Source organism: Croceibacterium mercuriale (assembly GCF_000802385.1).
GTDB classification, from domain to species: Bacteria; Pseudomonadota; Alphaproteobacteria; order Sphingomonadales; family Sphingomonadaceae; genus Croceibacterium; species Croceibacterium mercuriale.
The window spans coordinates 1484473-1502757 of record NZ_JTDN01000001.1 but is presented as its reverse complement, the minus strand read 5'-3'; the positions used below and the strand labels follow the sequence as shown (position 1 = coordinate 1502757).

General features: G+C 68.4%; 20 protein-coding genes and 1 tRNA gene. 13 read left to right on the top strand and 8 right to left on the bottom strand.

What is annotated here, in order from left to right; translation table 11 throughout:
• The first annotated feature begins 189 nt into the window (after positions 1–189).
• The 12 genes from PK98_RS06940 (at position 190) to PK98_RS06890 (ending at position 12181) form a co-directional block, all read left to right on the top strand.
• Positions 190–266 (top strand) — tRNA-His (locus tag PK98_RS06940).
• A 45-nt stretch (positions 267–311) separates the two neighbouring features.
• On the top strand, positions 312–1376 hold the full coding sequence (locus PK98_RS06935) for a Leu/Phe/Val dehydrogenase (RefSeq protein ID WP_039095290.1): 1065 nt from the start codon (positions 312–314) through the stop codon (positions 1374–1376).
• Positions 1377–1475: 99 nt separating this feature from the next.
• Positions 1476–2210, top strand: a complete 735-nt coding sequence (gene ccmC / locus PK98_RS06930; protein ID WP_039095288.1) for a heme ABC transporter permease CcmC — start codon at positions 1476–1478, stop codon at positions 2208–2210.
• Positions 2201–2350: a hypothetical protein gene (locus tag PK98_RS17160; RefSeq protein ID WP_162531629.1), complete on the top strand. Its 150-nt coding sequence runs from the start codon at positions 2201–2203 to the stop codon at positions 2348–2350. Before ccmC ends, PK98_RS17160 begins: the two co-directional genes overlap by 10 nt.
• Positions 2351–2809 carry a cytochrome c maturation protein CcmE gene (gene ccmE, locus PK98_RS06925; protein WP_039095286.1) on the top strand — a complete coding sequence of 153 codons (459 nt, stop codon included), beginning with the start codon at positions 2351–2353 and terminating at the stop codon, positions 2807–2809.
• Positions 2806–4743, top strand: coding sequence for a heme lyase CcmF/NrfE family subunit (locus PK98_RS06920; protein ID WP_039095284.1), 1938 nt, complete (start codon positions 2806–2808; stop codon positions 4741–4743). The genes ccmE and PK98_RS06920 overlap by 4 nt, the downstream gene beginning before the upstream one ends.
• The gene (locus PK98_RS06915; RefSeq protein ID WP_039095282.1) at positions 4740–5267 is read left to right on the top strand and encodes a redoxin family protein; all 528 of its coding nucleotides are present in this window, start codon (positions 4740–4742) and stop codon (positions 5265–5267) included. The genes PK98_RS06920 and PK98_RS06915 overlap by 4 nt, the downstream gene beginning before the upstream one ends.
• On the top strand, positions 5264–5671 hold the full coding sequence (locus tag PK98_RS06910; protein WP_039095280.1) for a cytochrome c-type biogenesis protein: 408 nt from the start codon (positions 5264–5266) through the stop codon (positions 5669–5671). Before PK98_RS06915 ends, PK98_RS06910 begins: the two co-directional genes overlap by 4 nt.
• The gene (locus tag PK98_RS06905) at positions 5668–6354 is read left to right on the top strand and encodes a tetratricopeptide repeat protein (protein ID WP_039095278.1); all 687 of its coding nucleotides are present in this window, start codon (positions 5668–5670) and stop codon (positions 6352–6354) included. The genes PK98_RS06910 and PK98_RS06905 overlap by 4 nt, the downstream gene beginning before the upstream one ends.
• 91 nt (positions 6355–6445) lie before the next feature.
• Complete coding sequence (locus tag PK98_RS06900) at positions 6446–8437, top strand: potassium transporter Kup (RefSeq protein ID WP_081996069.1); 1992 nt, start codon at positions 6446–6448, stop codon at positions 8435–8437.
• A 124-nt stretch (positions 8438–8561) separates the two neighbouring features.
• Complete coding sequence (locus PK98_RS06895) at positions 8562–10655, top strand: prolyl oligopeptidase family serine peptidase (protein ID WP_052208149.1); 2094 nt, start codon at positions 8562–8564, stop codon at positions 10653–10655.
• A 56-nt stretch (positions 10656–10711) separates the two neighbouring features.
• Positions 10712–12181, top strand: a complete 1470-nt coding sequence (locus PK98_RS06890) for a DUF4403 family protein (protein ID WP_200884979.1) — start codon at positions 10712–10714, stop codon at positions 12179–12181.
• Here PK98_RS06890 and thpR read toward each other — a convergent pair.
• The 8 genes from thpR to PK98_RS06850 all read right to left on the bottom strand — a co-directional run bounded on the left by thpR (position 12124) and on the right by PK98_RS06850 (position 17505).
• Positions 12124–12699: an RNA 2',3'-cyclic phosphodiesterase gene (gene thpR, locus PK98_RS06885; protein ID WP_052208146.1), complete on the bottom strand. Its 576-nt coding sequence runs from the start codon at positions 12697–12699 to the stop codon at positions 12124–12126. The genes PK98_RS06890 and thpR overlap by 58 nt on opposite strands.
• Before the next feature lie 7 nt (positions 12700–12706).
• Positions 12707–13336 carry an HdeD family acid-resistance protein gene (locus PK98_RS06880; protein WP_052208145.1) on the bottom strand — a complete coding sequence of 210 codons (630 nt, stop codon included), beginning with the start codon at positions 13334–13336 and terminating at the stop codon, positions 12707–12709.
• A gap of 51 nt (positions 13337–13387) precedes the next feature.
• Entirely contained in the window at positions 13388–14269 is an 882-nt protein-coding gene (locus tag PK98_RS06875; protein ID WP_052208143.1) for an oxygenase MpaB family protein, read from the bottom strand.
• A 62-nt stretch (positions 14270–14331) separates the two neighbouring features.
• Positions 14332–14970: a glutathione S-transferase family protein gene (locus PK98_RS06870; protein WP_039095271.1), complete on the bottom strand. Its 639-nt coding sequence runs from the start codon at positions 14968–14970 to the stop codon at positions 14332–14334.
• Between the two features lie 146 nt (positions 14971–15116).
• A complete protein-coding gene (locus tag PK98_RS06865) occupies positions 15117–15602 on the bottom strand; it encodes a VOC family protein (RefSeq protein WP_039095268.1) in 486 nt (161 codons plus the stop codon).
• Complete coding sequence (locus tag PK98_RS06860) at positions 15599–16429, bottom strand: VOC family protein (RefSeq protein WP_052208141.1); 831 nt, start codon at positions 16427–16429, stop codon at positions 15599–15601. The genes PK98_RS06865 and PK98_RS06860 overlap by 4 nt, the downstream gene beginning before the upstream one ends.
• Before the next feature lie 26 nt (positions 16430–16455).
• Positions 16456–16809, bottom strand: coding sequence for a DUF1428 domain-containing protein (locus tag PK98_RS06855; RefSeq protein WP_235425418.1), 354 nt, complete (start codon positions 16807–16809; stop codon positions 16456–16458).
• 21 nt (positions 16810–16830) lie between these two features.
• A complete protein-coding gene (locus PK98_RS06850) occupies positions 16831–17505 on the bottom strand; it encodes a glutathione S-transferase family protein (protein WP_039095264.1) in 675 nt (224 codons plus the stop codon).
• Between the two features lie 81 nt (positions 17506–17586).
• On the opposite strand from PK98_RS06850, the gene PK98_RS06845 reads away from it, so the two are divergent.
• Positions 17587–18285: a winged helix-turn-helix transcriptional regulator gene (locus tag PK98_RS06845; RefSeq protein ID WP_039095262.1), complete on the top strand. Its 699-nt coding sequence runs from the start codon at positions 17587–17589 to the stop codon at positions 18283–18285.

Sequence of the window (18285 nt, the reverse complement as noted above, 5' to 3'; positions counted from 1 at the left end):
TTAAAGCGGCGCCCTGCCCGGGCAAGCCTCACCGGCGCACGCAACAATGTTGCGCCATTTGCCACCTACATCTTTTTGGATTTGCATCGGGCGGGCGAAGTGTGCAACAGGCGCCAGCCCGTGCCGATCACCGCTTGACGGCGACGTGCGGGGGCCTATCAGCGCCGCTCCCACGGCGACAGGCTGATGGCGATTGTAGCTCAGTTGGTTAGAGCGCCGGTTTGTGGTACCGGAGGTCGCGGGTTCAAACCCCGTCAATCGCCCCACCTTTTCACGGCATCCGCCCTTCGCCCAATACATGCGGAGCAGGTATGTCGGCTTTCTGGACGGACAGCGATTTCGACGCGCACGAGCAGGTGAACGTGGTGCATGATCGCGCCAGCGGCCTGACCGCCATCATCGCGCTGCATTCCACCCATCTGGGCCCGGGCGCCGGCGGCACCCGCTTCTGGCATTATGCGGATCCGGCGGGCGCGATGCGCGACGCGCTGCGGCTGAGCCGGGGCATGAGCTACAAGAACGCGATGGCCGGTCTGCCCATGGGCGGCGGCAAGGCGGTTGTCCTGCTGGATGCGCAGCGGACCAAGACGCCTGCGATGCTGGCCGCCTTCGGCGACGCGGTGGAGGACATGGGCGGCCGTTACGTGACGGCAGAAGATGTCGGTGCTTCGGTGGCGGACATGGTCGCGATCTCCGCCCGGACCAGCCATGTCTGCGGCCTGCCCGCGGGCGAAGGCGCGATCGGCGGCGATCCGGGTCCGTTCACCGCCCGTGGCATCTATCTGGGCATCAAGGCCGCGGTGGCGCATGCGCTGGGCGCGGGCGACATGCGCGGCGTGCGCGTGGCAGTGCAGGGCGTCGGCAGTGTCGGCGGCGGCGTTGCCCGCCTGCTGGCAGCCGATGGCGCCGACCTGGTGCTGGCCGATATCGACGGGGCACGGGCGCAGGCGCTGGCGACGGAGCTTGGCGCACGCAGCGTGCCGGCCGATGCCATCCTGGCGACCGAGTGCGAGGTGTTCAGCCCCAACGCGCTGGGCGCCATCCTGACGGAAGCATCGATCCCGCAGCTCGCCTGCCGGATCGTCGCCGGCGGCGCGAACAACCAGCTCGCCCGCGCGGGCGACGGTGCGCGGCTGGCGGAGCGGGGCATCCTCTATGCCCCGGACTACGTCATCAATGCCGGCGGCATCATCAATGTCAGCCTGGAATACCTCGCCAGCCAGCATGGTGCGTCGGTCGACATGGCCGATGTGCAGGGCCGGATCGACCAGATCCCCGGTCGCCTGCAGACCATCTGGCAGCAGAGCGATGCCAGCGGCCATTCGGCGGACACGGTGGCGGACCGGATGGCGCAGGAACTGATCGGTCGGGCCTGAGCCACGCCACCGGCGCTCGTAAACGGGCGCCGGTTCCTGTGCATGGGGCTTGCCGTGCGCCGGGCAGACGGTAGAACCACTGTCAGGTCACCATTTTTCATGCACTTCTACGCCAATCCTGCCCGCTTTCTCGGCATAGCCCGTCGGCTGACGCTGCCCCTGCTGATCGGCGGGCTGGTGCTGGCGGGTGCTGCGCTGGCTTGGGGGCTGCTGGTGGTGCCGCCCGACCGCCTGATGGGCGAGACGGTGCGCGTCCTGTTCGTGCACGTTCCCGCCGCCTGGCTGGGCATGGGCGGATGGATGACCATTGCCATCGCCAGCTTGGCCGAGCTCGTCTGGCGCCATCCGCTGGCCGCGCTCGCCGCCCGCGCCGCGGCAGTGCCCGGCGCCACCTTTGCCGCAATCTGTCTTGCCACCGGTTCCATCTGGGGCCGGCCGACCTGGGGCACCTGGTGGGTGTGGGACGGACGGCTGACCTCCATGCTGGTGCTGCTGTTCCTGTATCTGGGCTACATCGCGCTCGCCGGTGCCATCGCGCGTGATGGCGCGTCCAGCCGGATCCTGGCGATCTATGGTCTGGTGGGGGCGATCAACGTGCCGATCATCAACCGGTCGGTCGTGTGGTGGAACTCGCTGCACCAGCCGCCCTCCATCACGCTCGGCCAGTCCGCGATCGACGGCGTGTTCCTGGCCCCGTTGCTGGTGGCGACGATCGGCTTCTCCCTGCTGTTCGGCGGCGTGGTGCTGGCGCGGATGCGCGCGCTGCTGGCGGAGGCTCAGGCCGAGGCGCGCCTGCGCCGCCGGGCCGCTGCACCCGCCACGGAATGGGGCTGATGCGCGAAGGGCTGGACCAATGGAGCTTCGTGCTGGCGGCCTATGCCGTCGCGATCCTTGCCACCCTGCTGCTGGCCGGCTGGAGCTGGCGGTCCATGCGTCGTGCCGAAGCGCGGCGTGATCGCGTGTCGGGCCGCTGAATGGCCGCGCTGAAGGCCAAGCATCAGCGGCTGGTGCTGGTGATCATCGCGCTGGTGGCGCTGCTGGGGGCCGGGTTGCTGGCCGCCTGGGCGCTGCGCAACCAAGCCAGCTATTTCTACGTCCCCAGCGCCATGCTGGGTGATCCGCCGGCGATAGGTCAGGCGGTGCGGCTGGGCGGGATGGTGCAGGCCGGATCGCTTGAGACTGCCCCCGATGGCGTCACGATCCGTTTTCTGGTGGGCGATGGCGCGGCGCGCGTGCCGGTGCAGTTCAGCGGCATCGTGCCCGACCTGTTCGTGGAAGGATCCGGCGTGGTGGCCGAAGGCGCGTTGCGACCCGATGGCACCTTCCTCGCGACCAACCTGCTGGCCAAGCATGACGAGAACTACATGCCGCGCGAGCTGCAGGACATGAGCCCGTCCGAGGCGCGCGAGACGGTTGCGGAAACGCAGGAGTGATCGCGGAGCTGGGTCTTGCCGCGCTGTGGCTGGCGGCGGCGCTGGCCGCGTTGCAGCTGCTGGGCGGCGTGATCGCATTGGCGCGGGGCGAGGCGGAGCCGCTGGCCGGCCTGGTGCGCCCGGCGGCGCAGGTGCAGGCGCTGCTATGCGCCATTGCCTTTGCCGCACTGCTGTACCTGTTTGCGGTGACCGACCTGTCGGTGGCGCTGGTGGCCAGCAATTCGCATTCGGCCAAGCCGGCGATCTTCAAGCTGGCAGGGGCGTGGGGCAACCACGAAGGCTCCATGCTGCTGTGGATCACCGTGATGGCGCTGGCCGGCGGGCTGATCGCCTGGGTGGAGCATCGCCTGCCCGAACGCACGCTGCTGGCAACCCTGGCGGCGCAGGCCTTCGTGGGCCTCGGCTTCTATGCCTTCCTGCTCGCTTCCTCCAATCCCTTTGCCCGGATGGTACCGGCGCCGGCAGAGGGCGCGGGGCTCAACCCGCTGCTGCAGGATATCGGCCTCGCCCTGCATCCGCCGGTCCTTTATTGCGGCTATGTCGGTCTGTCGGTCGCGTTCTCCTTCGCCGTCGGCGCGCTGCTGACGCGGGAGGTCACGCCGACCTTCGCCCGTGTCATGCGCCCGTGGGTGCTGGGCGCGTGGGTGGCGCTGACGCTGGGCATCACTGCCGGTTCCTACTGGGCGTATTACGAGCTGGGCTGGGGCGGCTGGTGGTTCTGGGATCCGGTGGAGAATGCCTCGCTGATGCCGTGGCTGGCCGCGACGGCGCTGCTGCATTCCGCGGGCGTGCTCGCCGCGCGCGACGCCTTGCGTACCTGGACGCTGATGCTGGGTGTGGTGGCGTTTTCCATGAGCATGATCGGCACCTTCCTGGTGCGGTCGGGCATCCTGACCAGTGTGCATGCCTTTGCCGTAGACCCGGAGCGCGGCACCTTCATCCTGGTGCTGCTGGCGCTGTATATCGGTGGAGCACTGGCGCTGTTTGCGCTGCGCGCGGGCACCGTGGCCGAAGGGGAGCGGTTCGCGATCGTCAGCCGTGAAGGTGGGCTGGTGATCAACAATGTCGCGCTGTCCGCCATCCTCGGCATCGTGCTGCTGGGCACGCTGTATCCGCTGCTGACGGAGGCGCTGGGTTTCCGCGTCTCCGTCGGGCCGCCATACTTCAACCCGGTCGGCGCCATCTTCTTCCTGCCGGCCATGGCGGTGCTGGCAGTGGGTCCATTGCTGCGCTGGCGGCAGGACCGGCTGGCACGCATCCGCTGGCAGATGGTGGCGGTTGCCATCGCCTTCACCGTCGCGCTGCTGGCGGCATGGCTGCTGGCGGGGATCGCCTTGCTGCCGCTGCTGGGCATGGCGCTGGCGGCGGCGGTGGCGGTGGGCAGCGTGCTGCCGCTGGCTAGGCGCAAGCTGACGCGTGCTCCGCTGACGCTGTGGGGCATGGTGCTGGCGCATCTGGGCGTGGCGCTGGCGGTGTTCGGCATGGCCGCCGACAGCGCCTTCACCACCGAGCGACTGGTTGCCCTGCGTACCGGCGAGCAGACGAGCGTTGGCCCATGGCGGGTCATCCTGGAAAACGTGGAACCGGTGGCCGGGCCGAACTGGACCGCGCTGACGGCCAGCTTGCAGGTGGCCCATGCCGGCGGTGCGCCCGTGCTGCTGGAACCGCAGGCGCGCAGCTTCTGGGCGCCGGCGCAGCAGACCAGCGAAAGCGCGCTGCTGACCCGCTGGAACGGGCAGCTATATGCGGTCATCGGAGGGCAGGCGCCGGGTGACGGGCCGGAGCGCTGGCAGCTGCGCCTGTGGTGGAAGCCGTTCGTGACCTGCATCTGGTATGGGGGTGGGCTGATCGCCTTTGGCGGGCTGCTCGCGCTGATCGGCCATGTCGTGGGCGACCTCAGGCGTCGGCGCCGCTGGCGGGAGGCACGGGCATGATCGGCTGGCGTCTGTGGCTGCCATTGCTGGCAGTCGCGCTGCTGCTGGGCCTGTTCGCCCTCCAACTGGGCCGACCGAAGGACGACTTCGTCCGCTCCGCCCTGATCGGCCAGCCCTTGCCGCCCTTCCGGCTGGAGCCGGCGGTTCCCGGCCAGCCGGCACTTGCCAGCACCGACTTCGCCGATGGGCGGCCGCGGCTGCTGAACGTGTTTGCCAGCTGGTGCGTGCCCTGCGCGGCGGAGGCACCGCAGCTGACGGCGCTGAAGGCTGGCGGAGCGGAGATCGTGGCGGTCGCCATCCGCGACAAGCCGGCGGATGTTGCCGTCTTCCTGGCCAGATATGGCAATCCTTTCAGCCGCATCGGGGGCGATCCTTACAGCCAGCTGCAGATCGCGCTCGGCTCCTCCGGCGTGCCGGAAACCTTCGTGATCGACGGGCAGGGCGTGATCCGTCACCAGCATATCGGCGATATCCGCGCCGCGGACGTGCCGCGGCTGCTGGAAGAACTGCGGGACGCCGGGTGAGGCTGCTGCTCGCTCTCCTGCTGGCGCTGCTGCCGGTCGCCGCCCCGGCGCAGGACAGCCTGCCGCCGGCGCCCTACGCCTATCGCCAGCTGGACGATCCCCGGCTGGAGCGGGAGGCGCGTGACCTGATGGACAGCCTGCGCTGTCTCACCTGCCAGAGCCAGTCGATCGCCGACAGCGATGCGCCGATGGCCGGCGACATGCGCCATCAGGTGCGCACCCGGCTGGCGGCGGGCGAGACGCCGGAGGCAGTGCGTGGCTGGCTGATCGGGCGCTACGGCGACTACATCAGCTACCGTCCCGCGCCCGGCGCCACGACGTGGCCGCTGTTCGCCGTGCCCGTGCTGCTGCTGGTGGCGGCACTGCTGGTGATCGCCCGCCGCCTGCGGGGGCGCAGCCGATGAGCTGGGTGCTGGTCATTGCGCTCGCCACTGCCGCGCTGGTGCTGGCCGGGCTGGTGATGCGGATCGGGCGCGGCGCACTCGCCACCTTTGCCGTGGCGCTGACACTGGGCCTGGCCGGCTACGCGTTGCAGGCGCGGTCCGACGTGCCGGCGGCGCCTGCCGCCGGGGTGGCCGCCCGGATCGCGCCGGGACAGGCCTGGCGGGAACTGCGGCAGGAGATGATCGCCTCGCGCAACCGTTCCGACGCGCGGACGCTGATCACGGCCGATGCCTTTGCCGCACGGGGCGACTACCTGACCTCCGCCGGCCTGCTGCGCATCGCGGTGCGGGACGATCCGCGGGATGGCGAGGCATGGCTGGCGCTGGCCAACAGCTTGGTGGAGCATGCCGACGGTCTGCTGACCGCCCCGGCCCGGCTGGCTTACGGCAGGGCGGCCGGGCAGCCCGGGACCGCACTGGCCGCCGGGTACTTCCTGGGCCTCAACCAGATGCGTGGCGGTGACATCATCGGGGGGCGGGAGACCTGGGTGGCCACGCTGGGGCAAGTGCCGCAAGCGGCCGTCCGTCAGGCATCGGAAGACCCGGATCCGCAGGTGTACCTGGCACAGCGGCTGGCCCGGCTCGACCAGTTGCTGGGGGCGGCGCTGCAGGCGGAGCAGGCCGGCAAGCGGCGGCCGGACTGAGGCGCGCCGACCGCAACGGAACAACTTGCCGCAGCGCACATTGCAGCGCTGTGAACCGGCTGCTAAGCGCGCCGCCTGTTCGTGCCGGGATATGGTGTCCGGTCGCATCTTGCGTCTATTCGAGGGGCCGCACGCTTTGAGCGCCATCGAGGGGGAAGAGCGCACTTCCGCGAAGCTCAAGCTCGCGGCCGGCGCCGTCGGTATCGTGTTCGGCGATATCGGTACCAGCCCGCTATATGCCTTTCGCGAAACCTTCGTCGGCCCGCACAAGCTGACGATCGACGACGCGCATATCCTGGGCGTGGTCAGCCTGATCTTCTGGTCGATGACGCTGATCGTCTCGATCCAGTATGTGTCCTTGCTGATGCGGGCGGACAACAAGGGGCAGGGCGGCACGCTGGCGCTGGTCACGCTGATCAGTCGCCACATCGGCGAGTCGCGCTGGCACTGGTATACCCTGATGCTGGCGGTGTTCGCGACCGCACTGTTCTTCGGCGACTGCATGATCACCCCCGCCGTATCGGTGCTGTCCGCGGTGGAGGGGCTGACCGTGGTGCAGCGCGGGCTCAGCCCGTTCGTCATCCCGATCGCACTGGTCATGCTGGTCGCGCTGTTCTTCATCCAGAAGCGCGGCACGGCCCGGATCGGTCTGCTGTTCGCGCCGATCATGATCCTGTATTTTGTCACCCTGGCGATCCTCGGCGTCGGTCACATCGTGACGGCACCAGAGGTGCTGGTGGCGCTGAACCCCTGGTATGCGGTGCAATTCTTCATGCTGGACGGCTGGCTCGCCTTCCTGGCGCTCGGCTCCGTGGTGCTGGCGGTGACCGGGTCGGAGGCGCTGTACACCGACATGGGCCATTTCGGGCGCGGGCCGATGCGCCTGTCGTGGTTCGCCTTTGTCATGCCGGCGCTGCTGCTCAACTATTTCGGGCAGGGTGCGATGATCATGGGCATGGGCGATGCCGCGGCGGCCGATGCGATCAGCAATCCCTTCTTCGTGATGGCGCCGGAAGTGCTGCGCCTGCCGCTGGTGCTGCTGGCCGCCGCCGCCGCCTTCATCGCCAGCCAGGCGGTGATCTCCGGCGCGTTTTCCGTCACGCACCAGGCTGTGCAGCTGGGCTACATCCCGCGCCTGACCATCCAGCACACCAGCCAGAAGCATCAGGGGCAGATCTACATTCCGCTGGTGAACTGGACACTGTGCATCGCGGTGATCCTGCTGGTGCTGTTCTTCCGCAACTCGTCCAACCTCGCTTCGGCCTATGGCATCGCGGTGACCGGCGCGATGCTGATCGACACCTGCCTGCTCGCGGTGCTGCTGCTCGCGGTGTGGAAGTGGAAGTGGTATTTCTGGGTGCCGGTGGCGGCGCTGTTCTTCATCGTGAATGGCGCGTACTTCCTGGCCAACGCCACCAAGATCCCCAGCGGCGGATGGTTCCCCCTGCTGGTGGGCGCGATCGCCTTCATCCTGCTGACCACCTGGTCCAAGGGCCGGCGCCTGATGCGCGCCCGCATGGCGGAGGTCAGCCTGCCGCTGGACATCTTCGCCAAGAGCGCGCGCAACTCGACCGCCCGCGTGCCCGGCACGGCCATCTTCATGCATTCGGGCGCGAGCGGCACGCCATCGGCGCTGCTGCACAACATCAAGCACAACAAGGTGCTGCATGAACGGGTCGTGGTGCTGACCGTGCAGATCGCCGAGGTGCCCTTCGTGGAAGATGCCAACCGGTTTGAGATCGAGGAGCATGGCGACGGCTTCTATTCCGTGCAGCTGCGTTACGGCTTCATGCAGGAAACGGACGTGCCCGCCGCGCTGAAGGCGATCGGCCGGGCCAAGAAGGGCCCTGACTATGTGGAGCCCGCGCCGCAGACGATCGAGATCGGCGGCGGTCCGTTCGAGATGATCCAGACCAGCTTCTTCCTGTCGCGCCAGACGCTGCTGTCGGCCGAGACGCCCGGCATGGCGGTCTGGCGCGAGCGGCTGTTCGCCTGGATGATGCGCAATGCGGCGACGCCCATGCAGTTCTTCAACCTGCCCACCAACCGCGTGGTGGAACTGGGGAGCCAGGTGGAGATCTAGGCGCTCCGGAGGCAGGCGGCGGCGGCACCTGCCCCTTGCACGGCGTCGCCACGGCGCTACGTGTCTGTAGTCACAACAGAAACGGACTGCACCCTTGAGCCTCTCCCTTCTTGCCGCTGCCACCATGCTGACGCCGCTACCGGCGCCCGCCTATCCCGAAACCGCCACGGTCGAGACCAGCGAGACGATCTTCGGCGAGACCATCGCCGATCCCTATCGCTGGCTGGAGAACGATGTCCGCAACGATGCGACGGTCGCGCAGTGGGTGGAGCAGCAGAATGCGGTGACGCAGGCCTATCTGAACCAGCTGCCCGGTCGGGCGGAGCTGGCACAGCGGATCGCGCAGCTGACCGATTTTCAGCGCATCTCCACCCCGGTGAAGCGCGGCGGGCGCTATTTCCACACCAGCAATAGCGGGCTGCAGAACCAGTCGCCGCTCTATGTGCGCGACAGCCTGAATGCCGAGCCGCGCCTGCTGCTCGACCCCAATGCCTGGGCGCAGGATGGCGCCACGGCGCTGGCCGACTGGTCGCCGTCGCCCGATGGCAGCCGGCTGCTTTATGCCGTGCAGGATGGCGGCACGGACTGGCGCATCATCCGTGCGCTGGACGTGACGACTGGCGAGACGCTGGAGGACGAGGTCCGCTGGGCCAAGTTCACCGGCCTGGCATGGGTCGGCAATGACGGCTTCCTCTACTCGCGGTTTCCGGAGCCGGAAGCGGGCCAGAACTTCCAGGCGCTGAACTACAACCAGGCCGTCTACTATCACCGTCTAGGCACGCCGCAGAGCGAGGACCGGCAGGTCTTCGCGACGCCCGACCATCCCGAACGCGGGCACAGTGTCAGCGTCACCTCCGACGGCAAGTGGGCGATCGTCACCTCCAGCCTGGGCACCGATTCCCGGTACGAGGTGCACGCGATCGACCTGTCGGCGCAAGGCGGCGACGCCTGGCAGGCGGTGCCGCTGGTCACCGGGTTCGACAATGCCTGGTCGCTGATCGACGGCGTGGGCGACCGGCTGTGGTTCAGCACCAACAAGGATGCGCCGATGTACCGCGTGGTGGCGGTCGACATGGGTCAGGTCACCGCCGCCGCGCCGCCGCAATGGCAGCCGGTGATCGCGGAGCGTGGCAGCGTGATCGAGTCCGCCGCACTGGTGGGCGAGAAGCTGATCGTGTCCTATCTGGAAGACGCCAAGTCGGCACCGGTGGTGTTCGACCGGCAGGGGCAGGAGCTGTCCCGGCTGGAGCTGCCCGGCATCGGATCGATGGGCGGGGTCAGCGGGGAGCCGGGTGATGAGGAGGCGTTCTACAGCTTCTCCTCTTTCAACCAGCCTGCCGCGATCAACCGCTTGACCGTCGGCACGCTGGCGAGCGAGCCGTTCTTCCAGCCGCGCCTGACCTTCCAGCCGGATGACTTCGTGGTGGAGCAACGCTTCTACCAGTCCAAGGATGGCACGCGCGTGCCGATGTTCATCATGCGGCGCAAGGACGTGGCCGCCAGCGGCCAGCCGGTGCCGACCCTGCTGTACGGGTATGGCGGGTTCGACATCTCGCTGACGCCGGGCTTCGCCGCCAGCCGGCTGGCGTGGGTGGAGGCGGGCGGCGCCTATGCCCTGGCCAACATCCGCGGCGGCGGGGAATACGGCAAGGCGTGGCACGACGGTGGCCGGCTTGCCAACAAGCAGAACGTGTTTGACGACTTCATCGCGGCGGGCGAGTTCCTGAAGGCCGAAGGCGTGACCACGCAGGATGGCCTGGCGATCCAGGGCGGCTCCAACGGCGGCTTGCTGGTGGGCGCAGTGGTCAACCAGCGCCCGGACCTGTTCGCCGCCGGCAATGCCGCGGTGGGGGTGATGGACATGCTGCGCTTCGATCGCTGGACTGCGGGCCGGTACTGGGTTGATGATTACGGCCATCCGGATCAGGAAGCGGATTTCCGCGTGCTGCGGACCTACAGCCCGCTGCACAACATCCGCAACAACACCGCCTATCCAGCGCTGCTGGTGACCACGGCCGACACGGATGACCGCGTGGTGCCGGGCCATAGCTTCAAGTACACCGCCGCGTTGCAGGCGGCGGGGCTGGGACCCCGGCCGCAGCTGATCCGGATCGAGACGCGCGCAGGCCACGGCGCCGGCAAGCCGACCGACAAGGCCATCGCCGAAGGCGCCGACATCCTGGCCTTCCTGGCACACTGGACCGGCCTGGAACTGTAGGGCCGCAACCAACTCGGCCGCTTGCGCATTTCCCCTGAAAGCAGGGGAGGGCGTGAGTGGCCGACTTGGGCAGATCTGGTGCATTGCTGCTGCTGGCAGCGCTGGCCGCATGCAGCGGACATGGGGGAGAGGGTGCCCCGCCGCGCGCCGATGATCCCATTCCGGTCGAGAAGATCGAATCCTTCGTCGCGGTTCCGGTCGAGGCCGATCTGGGCAACCTGGCCATTGCGCTGGAACGGCGTCTGCCGCGTCGGCTGTGGCAGATCGACCAGCCGGGCGAGGCCTGCGTGCCATCTCGCCGGATAGATATCGGGATCGCCACCATCAAGACGCCCACCATCCGTTGCCGCATCGTGGGCGAGGTCACGCGCGGGCCGCTGCGGCTGGCGGGCGCGGGCGAGCAGATCACGCTTGCCATGCCGCTGAACGCCGTTGTCCGGGCGGAGGATATCGGTGGCGTGCTGCGGCGCGAGACTGCCACTGCCACGGCGATGGCGCATGCCGTGATCCGCATCGACCTGGCGCGTGACTGGACCCCACGCGGCACGATCGACATCCGCTATGACTGGCGCGACACGCCGCACATCGACTTCCTAGGCCAGCGCATCGAATTCACGGAAGCGGCCGACCGCGAATTGCGGCCGATCATCGCGCAACTGGAACGCGACCTGCCGGGCGAGATCGGCCGCCTGCAGGTTCGCGAGCAGATCGGCCGGGCGTGGCAGTCGGCTTTCACCAGCGTGTCGCTCAACCGGGCGGACCCGCCGGTATGGATGCGCATCACGCCCGATGCTCTGCGTTATGGCGGCTACCGCATCGAAGGTGGTCGGCTGCGGATGAACCTGGGCCTGAGCGCCACGACGGAGACGTTCATCGGCGATCGGCCTGCGGATCCGGCGGTCAAGCCGCTGCCGCCCCTGGCACCTCTGCAGCGCGAAAGCGGGCGGCTGTCCTTCTTCATCCCCGTCATCGCCGATTACCGGCAGCTGCAGCCCGTGCTGCTGGAGGCGCTGGTGCGCCGGTCGCAACGGCCGTTCGACGTACCGGGGCTGGGGCCGGTGCGCGCCCGGTTCGACAAGGTCACCTTGTACGGCACGACCGGTGGCCGCATTGCCGTCGGTGTCACCTTTGCGGCACAGGATGCGGAGGGCGAGCGGGCGAGCGGCACTGTCTGGTTCACGGGGACGCCGTCGAACGAAGCCGGATCGCGCCGGGTGGGCATCAGCGGCCTGGAGATCACCGGCTCCACGGATGTGACGGGCGGTGACCTGCTGCTGGACCTGGCCAATGCGCCGGGCGTCAACAGCTTCATCGCCAGCGCACTGGCGCAGGATTTCGAACGCGATTTCGATGAACTGCTCGGCAAGGTGCGGCGGGCGATCGCCGAGAAGCGCGAGGGTCCGCTGGTGATCCGCGCCGACATCGATCAGGTGAGCACCGGCACGCTGCGTGCGGCCGGGCAGGGGCTCTACCTGCCGGTGCGGCTGACCGGTACGGCCTCCGTATCGGTCGCGCCCAGCGGGTAGTCGACGGCCGGCTGGTAGATCGAGCCGGCCTTGTTCAGATGGCTTTCGTACAGGGTGAAGCTGGCAACGGACCAGCGTGGCACCGTCAGCGTTCCTGTATGGGCCAGCCACGGCGCGATCGGGCCGGCACCGCCGGACAGCCGCGCCAGAGTGACATGCGGCACGAACTTGCGGCTTTCACGGGGCAGCCCGGCGACCTGGCAGGCCCGCTCCACCCGGCCATGCAGCAGGTCGAGCCCGGCTGACGGCAGCACGCGCGCCCACACGGTGTGCGGCCGGCCCTTGCGCTCGAAGTGGCCGGTGCCGGCGACCTGTAGGTCGAACGGTGCGGCGTGGACATCGGCCAGCGCCTCCGCCAGCTCGTTGGCGACTGGCCGCTCCACCTCGCCCACGAAGCGCAGCGTCAGGTGGAGCTGGTCGTCACCTTGCCAGCGTGCGCCGTCGATCCCGTCAGTCGTGTCGATCAGCGCGTCCAGCACCGCCGCTGGTGGGCGGATGGCGATGAACAGGCGGTGCATGGCCCGATCAGCGCAGCCGGCGGAGGCGTAGTGCCAGCAGCACCAGCGCAACGCCCGCGACCAGCGCGTAGAGCGCGATCAGCCAGCCGACCGAAACGACGCTGACCGCCGGATTGCCCATCGCGATCCACAGCAGGGCGGCACCCAGTAGCAGCGACACGGCGCCCGAGAGGCCGAGCAGCCATTCGCCGGTGACCTCCCGCCGCAGCCGGATGGCGGCGCTGATCTCCGCCACGCCGGTGGCGATCGCCCAGAAGGCGATCAGTAGCACCGCGATCGTGGCGTAGGCGAGGGAGGACAGGACGGGGAAGCCGACGAACAGCACGCCGACGGCCACGCCGACCAGGCCGGACAGGATCAGCGCCCACCAGCGTTGCCGGTGGTGCGTCGCCCCGCGCACACCCGCGACGATGTTCAGCAGCCCGTCGGCGAAGGAGAAGGCGGCGAACATCAGCGCGAACACGAACAGCGCCGCCGCCGGCATGAAGGCGGCGAGCAGGCCCAGCACGATCAGCAGCATACCGCGGGCAAGATACCAGCCCCAGTTGGCCGGCGCGATGGAACCGCCTGGTACCAGCGGATCGGCAAGCCCGGCGGCGAAGGCCGGTGCGGGGGCGGGATCGTGTTGCGTGGACATCAGCTTCCTCCTGCCCGCGTTACGGCGCAGCGGTGCCCCCGGTTCCCGCGGTCAGCCCGGGCGCAAGGCCCAGCGGATGGTGCCGCCCAGCATCCGGGTGGCCATGCGGGTGCCGATCGCCGGCAGGCCGTTGCTCTGCAGACCCAGCATCGTGCGGGCGAAGGGCGGCAGCAGGTCGATCGCCGCCCGCGCCAGCACCGGCTGCGCCAGCGCGCCGATGGACTCGCCGCGATGCGCCAGCACGGTGTGCGCGACCTCCCGCGTGATGGCAGCGGCCCGCAGGGACGGGCGCATGGCAGCCATCATCTCCGCCGCCTGGGCCCGGTTCTCCGGCACCGGATCGGCCCCCAGCTGTCGGGCGATCATGGCGAACTGGCGGTAATACTCGTCCTGCTCCGCACCCGGCATGTCCGGGCGCACCAATGTGACATAGGCCTGCAGGAAGGACCGCGCCTCCGCCAGATGCACCCACGCGAGCGTGGCCGGATCGGTCGCGCTGTATGGCGTGCCATCGGGCAGGGTGCCGTTGACGTGGCGGTGAATCGCGTTGACGCGGCCGATCATCCGCTCCGCCTCCGCGGCCGGACCGTAGGTCGTGATCGCGATGAACCGGGCGGTGCGGCGCAGGCGCCCGTCGAGGTCGGTGCGGAAGTCGGAATGATCCAGCACCCCCTGCAGCGCATGGGGGTGCAGCATCTGCAGCAGCAATGCCGTGATACCGCCCACCATCATGGAGGTGACGTCGGCATGGACCATGCGGATCGGCGTGTCGGGCGCGAACAGCGCATTGCCGGCCGGCATCACCGGCGCCTCGCCTTTCGCCGGATCGTTGAACATGCGCCGGATGCTGCTGCCCAGCTGGCGGCGCAGATGTTCGGCCGGGTGCCAGGGCTGCTGCCGCAAGGGGCGCGCCGGTGTTGATCCTCTCCGCATCGGGCAATCTCCTGATTGTCGTGCAGATGGGAAGCGCCGGCGCGCTTTGCGAGGCGTCAGGCTCAGTTGGCGGCTTGCTTCATCTGGGCGATCAGTGCGTTGTCGATCGCCTTGGCCTCGGCATAGGCGGCCCGGGCGCGCAGTCGACCGGCATAGGCCTGGAAGGCGGGACGATCGGGCATGGTGCCGAAGGCGAGGCCCCAGTCCACCTGCGATCCCACATAGACGTCGACCATGGTGAACCGGGTGCCGCAGATGAAGTCGCGCCCCTGCAGCCAGCTGTCCAGCGCATCCATCGTCCGCTCGTACGATCCGAAGCCCAGCATCATCTCCTGCTGCGCATCCTTTGCTTCCCAGCCCATGGCGTGGGAGATGATCGCCTGCTCCAGCGGACCGGCACCGAACAGCAGCCAGCGGAAGTAGTCGGCCACTTCGTCCGGTCGCGGCAACAGGGAGGAGCCGGTCGCTTCCGCCAGATAGTGGCAGATCGCGGCGCATTCGGTCACCACCTTGTCGCCACCCTGGGCATGGTGGATGATCGTCGGGATCTTGGCCATCGCGTTCGCCGCCAGGAACTCGGCCGGCTTGTCTTCACCATACGGGACCAGCACGGGTTCGTAGTCCGCCGACACCTCGTGCAGCGCCCAGCGGGCGATCTGCGCCCGGCTCATCGGATTGAAGAAGAACGTGAACTCGGCCATCTGCTATGCTCCCTCGCACCAAACCGTCTGGTCCGGCAGTGCATTGCAGCCCGGTTCGATGCCGATGGCAAGGTGTTGCGCGCCGGCTTCCACCCTCTGCTGGCGGACCCGACGGGTGATCGGCGCCGTGTTCCGGCCGGCCATGATCATCCGCCCCGGCGTGCAGCCTCGATCGCGGCGACGTCGATCTTGCCCATGGTCATCATGGCTTCCATCACCCGGCGCGCGACGGCCGGGTCCGGATCGGCCATGCCTTCCGTCAGCACGCGCGGAGTGATCTGCCAGGAGATGCCCCAGCGATCGGTGCACCAGCCGCACTGGCTCGCCTGCCCGCCATCTGCGATCAGCGCATTCCAGTACCGGTCCGTCTCCGCCTGATCCTCCGTCGTGACGGAGAAGGAGAAGCTGAGATTGTGGTAGAAGTCCTCCTGCCCGCCGTTCAGCCCGAAACAGGGCAGGCCCATCACAGTGAAGTGCACCACCAGCGGATCACCCTGCTTGCCGCCCGGGTAGTCGGTGGCGGCATATTGCGTATGCCCCACATGGCTGTCGGGAAAGGTCTCGGCGTAGAAGCGCGCCGCATCGGCCGCATCATTGTTGCGAAACCACAGGCAGATCTCGGCCTTGTTCATGCGGTCTGCTCCTTGCGCGGGCCGACAAGGCCGATGGTCGCGCCGGCGGGATCGACCGCGTTCAGGACATAGCTGCCGCCCGATACTTCCTGGATCTCGCCCATCGGGGTGCCACCCTGCGCCACGACCGCCTCGGCCGCCTGATCGATGTCAGGCACTCCGATGTAGAAGTTCCAGCAGGAGCGATCGAGCTGCGGCACGAGCGGCATGACTGCACCGATCGGATCGCCACCGTGATGGATGAACTGGTAATCACCCAGCTCACCCATCGGCATGAAGCCGTCCTGCGTCCAGCCGAACAGCTTGCCATACAGGCTGATGGCGGCTGCCGGGTCGGTCGTCATGAGCTCGTTCCAGGTGATCCGGCCGGGTATCATGTAGCCGAACACATCGCTCTGCGCGTCGGGATCGCTCTCCGGCGGGGTCGGCGCCAGCAGGTAGAACGCAGCCCCTTGCGGGTCGGCAAGCATGGCCATGCGGCCGACGCCTGCCATGTCGAGCGGTCCCATGAAACACTGCCCGCCGGCTTCCACGATCGCCTGTGTGGCGGCATCCACGTCGGGATGATGGATGTAGCCGGTCCACGTCGGACGCATGCCGGAACCTGCCATCTGCGCGGTCAGGGTCAGCACGCCGCCGGCAAGGCCGCCATCGGCACGCCGGATCATGCGGTACTCCGTGCCGTCATGGTCCTCGCCCGCCGGATCGATCGTCCAGCCGGCGACCTGCTGGTAGAACTCCTGCACCAGCCCCGGGTCGGGCACCGCCAGTTCATACCAGATGAAGCCGCCATGATCGGGCGCGGCGCCGGGCTCGCTGTCAGCCATCCTCTATCTCCTGTCTCCGCGGCGCTTCAGCGGCCCAGCGTGTAGATCGGCGAGAAGCCGCCATAGATCATCCGCTTGCCGTCGAACGGCATCTCGTCCGGCATCTGCATGTCAGGGTCGGTCTCCATCGCCTTTTCCGCCGCGTCGGCCGCCTCCTTGCTGGGCCAGACGATCCACGAGAACACGATCTTCTCGCCGGCCTCTGCCTTTACCGCCATCCGGAAGTCGGTGTGTTCACCGTTGCGGACATCCTCTTCCCATGCTTCCATGATCTCAACGGCGCCATGCTTCTGGAAGAACGGGCCGGCGGACGCAGCCATCTCCCGATAAGCCTCTTTCTTGGCGGCGGGCACGGCCAGCAGGAATCCGGTGACATACATGATCGCTCTCCTCGGGTCGGTTTACTGCACAGGTGGTTCGTCGGAAAAATCGGCCAGCTGTGCCGCCAGTGCGCGCGCATGGCCGGGGCGACTGACGCCCCGCGCGAAATAGGCGGCCAGCACGGGATGGGCGGGCAGCAGATCGAGATCGTGCGCAATCTTCAGCACGGTGACCATGGCAATGTCGGCGACCGAAAACGATCCCGCCAGCCATTCGCGGCCGCCCAGCGCGGTCGCCAGTTGCGCCAGCCGTTGCTCCGCCTGTGGGCGCAAGGTGGCAAAGGCATCCTCTGCCCACGGCTGGTCGGCGTGGAACAGCCGCATATCGACCAGGCTGCCCAGGAATGGCTCGACCGAGTTGAGCGCCGCGACCAGCCAGCTTGTCGCATGCCAGCGGGCCTGCGGGTCCGCCGGGAGCAGCCTGTCGTCACTTTCCCCTAGATAGAGTAGGATGGCGCCGCTTTCGAACAGTTGCACTTCGGCATCGCGCCAGGCGGGTACCTGGCCGAAAGGCTGCCAGCAGGTGTAGTCCGGCCCGCGCTGATGCGTGGCGTCCAGCAGGACCGAGGCATAGGGCCGGCCGATCTCCTCGCACGCCCAGCGGACACGCAGGTCGCGGACATTACCGCGCGCAAAGTCCGGCACCCAGCTGAAGGCGCTGACCTCGCCCGGATCACCGCGATATCTGCTCTCCATCCGATCCACGAAGTCTCTCCTTCGTTCGCGTGCGAATCATCTACTTGAAAAGCATGCCTCTGCTGGTTACTTAATGCAACTATGAAGTCTAGTGAAGTTACCGGACCGGGGTTGCGCAACCCGGTGCATGGCAAATGGTACGCGGATGCTTGCGGCATGGCCTTCGCCATGGAGCTGGTGGGAGAGCGCTGGGCGCTGCTGATCGTGCGCGAGCTGATGCTCGGGCCGTTGCGCTTTTCGGACTTGCGCGCGCGCCTGCCCGGCCTGTCGGCCAAGGTGCTGACAGAGCGGCTGGCGGGCATGGAAGCCACCGGCATCCTGATCCGGCGCAAGCTGCCGCCGCCGACGCCGGCGCAGCTGTTCCAGCTGACCGACTGGGGGCTGGCGCTGGAACCATCCATTCAGGAGCTGGGCCGGTGGGCCGCGATGTCGCCGGCGCATGATCCGCAGCTGCCGATGTCGCCGGTATCCTTCATGCTTTCGTTGCGCACGATGCTGGATCGACAGGCGGCGCGCACGCTTGACGTGCAGGCCGGCTTCACCGTGGCCAGAGACAGCTTCCTGGCCGAACTGGGTGCCGGCGCCATGCCGGTGCGGCGGGCCGAGCCGGGCGAGGGTACGATCGGCTTCGCCGCCGACACCGCCTTGCCGCTGCTGCGGGTATTCTATGGCAAGCAGCCGCTGCATCAGGCGGAGCAGGCGGGCGTGGCGATCCGCGGCGATCGCGACCTGGCACGACGGTTCGTGGCGCTGTTCGCATTGCCGCCAAAGCTCGCGTGA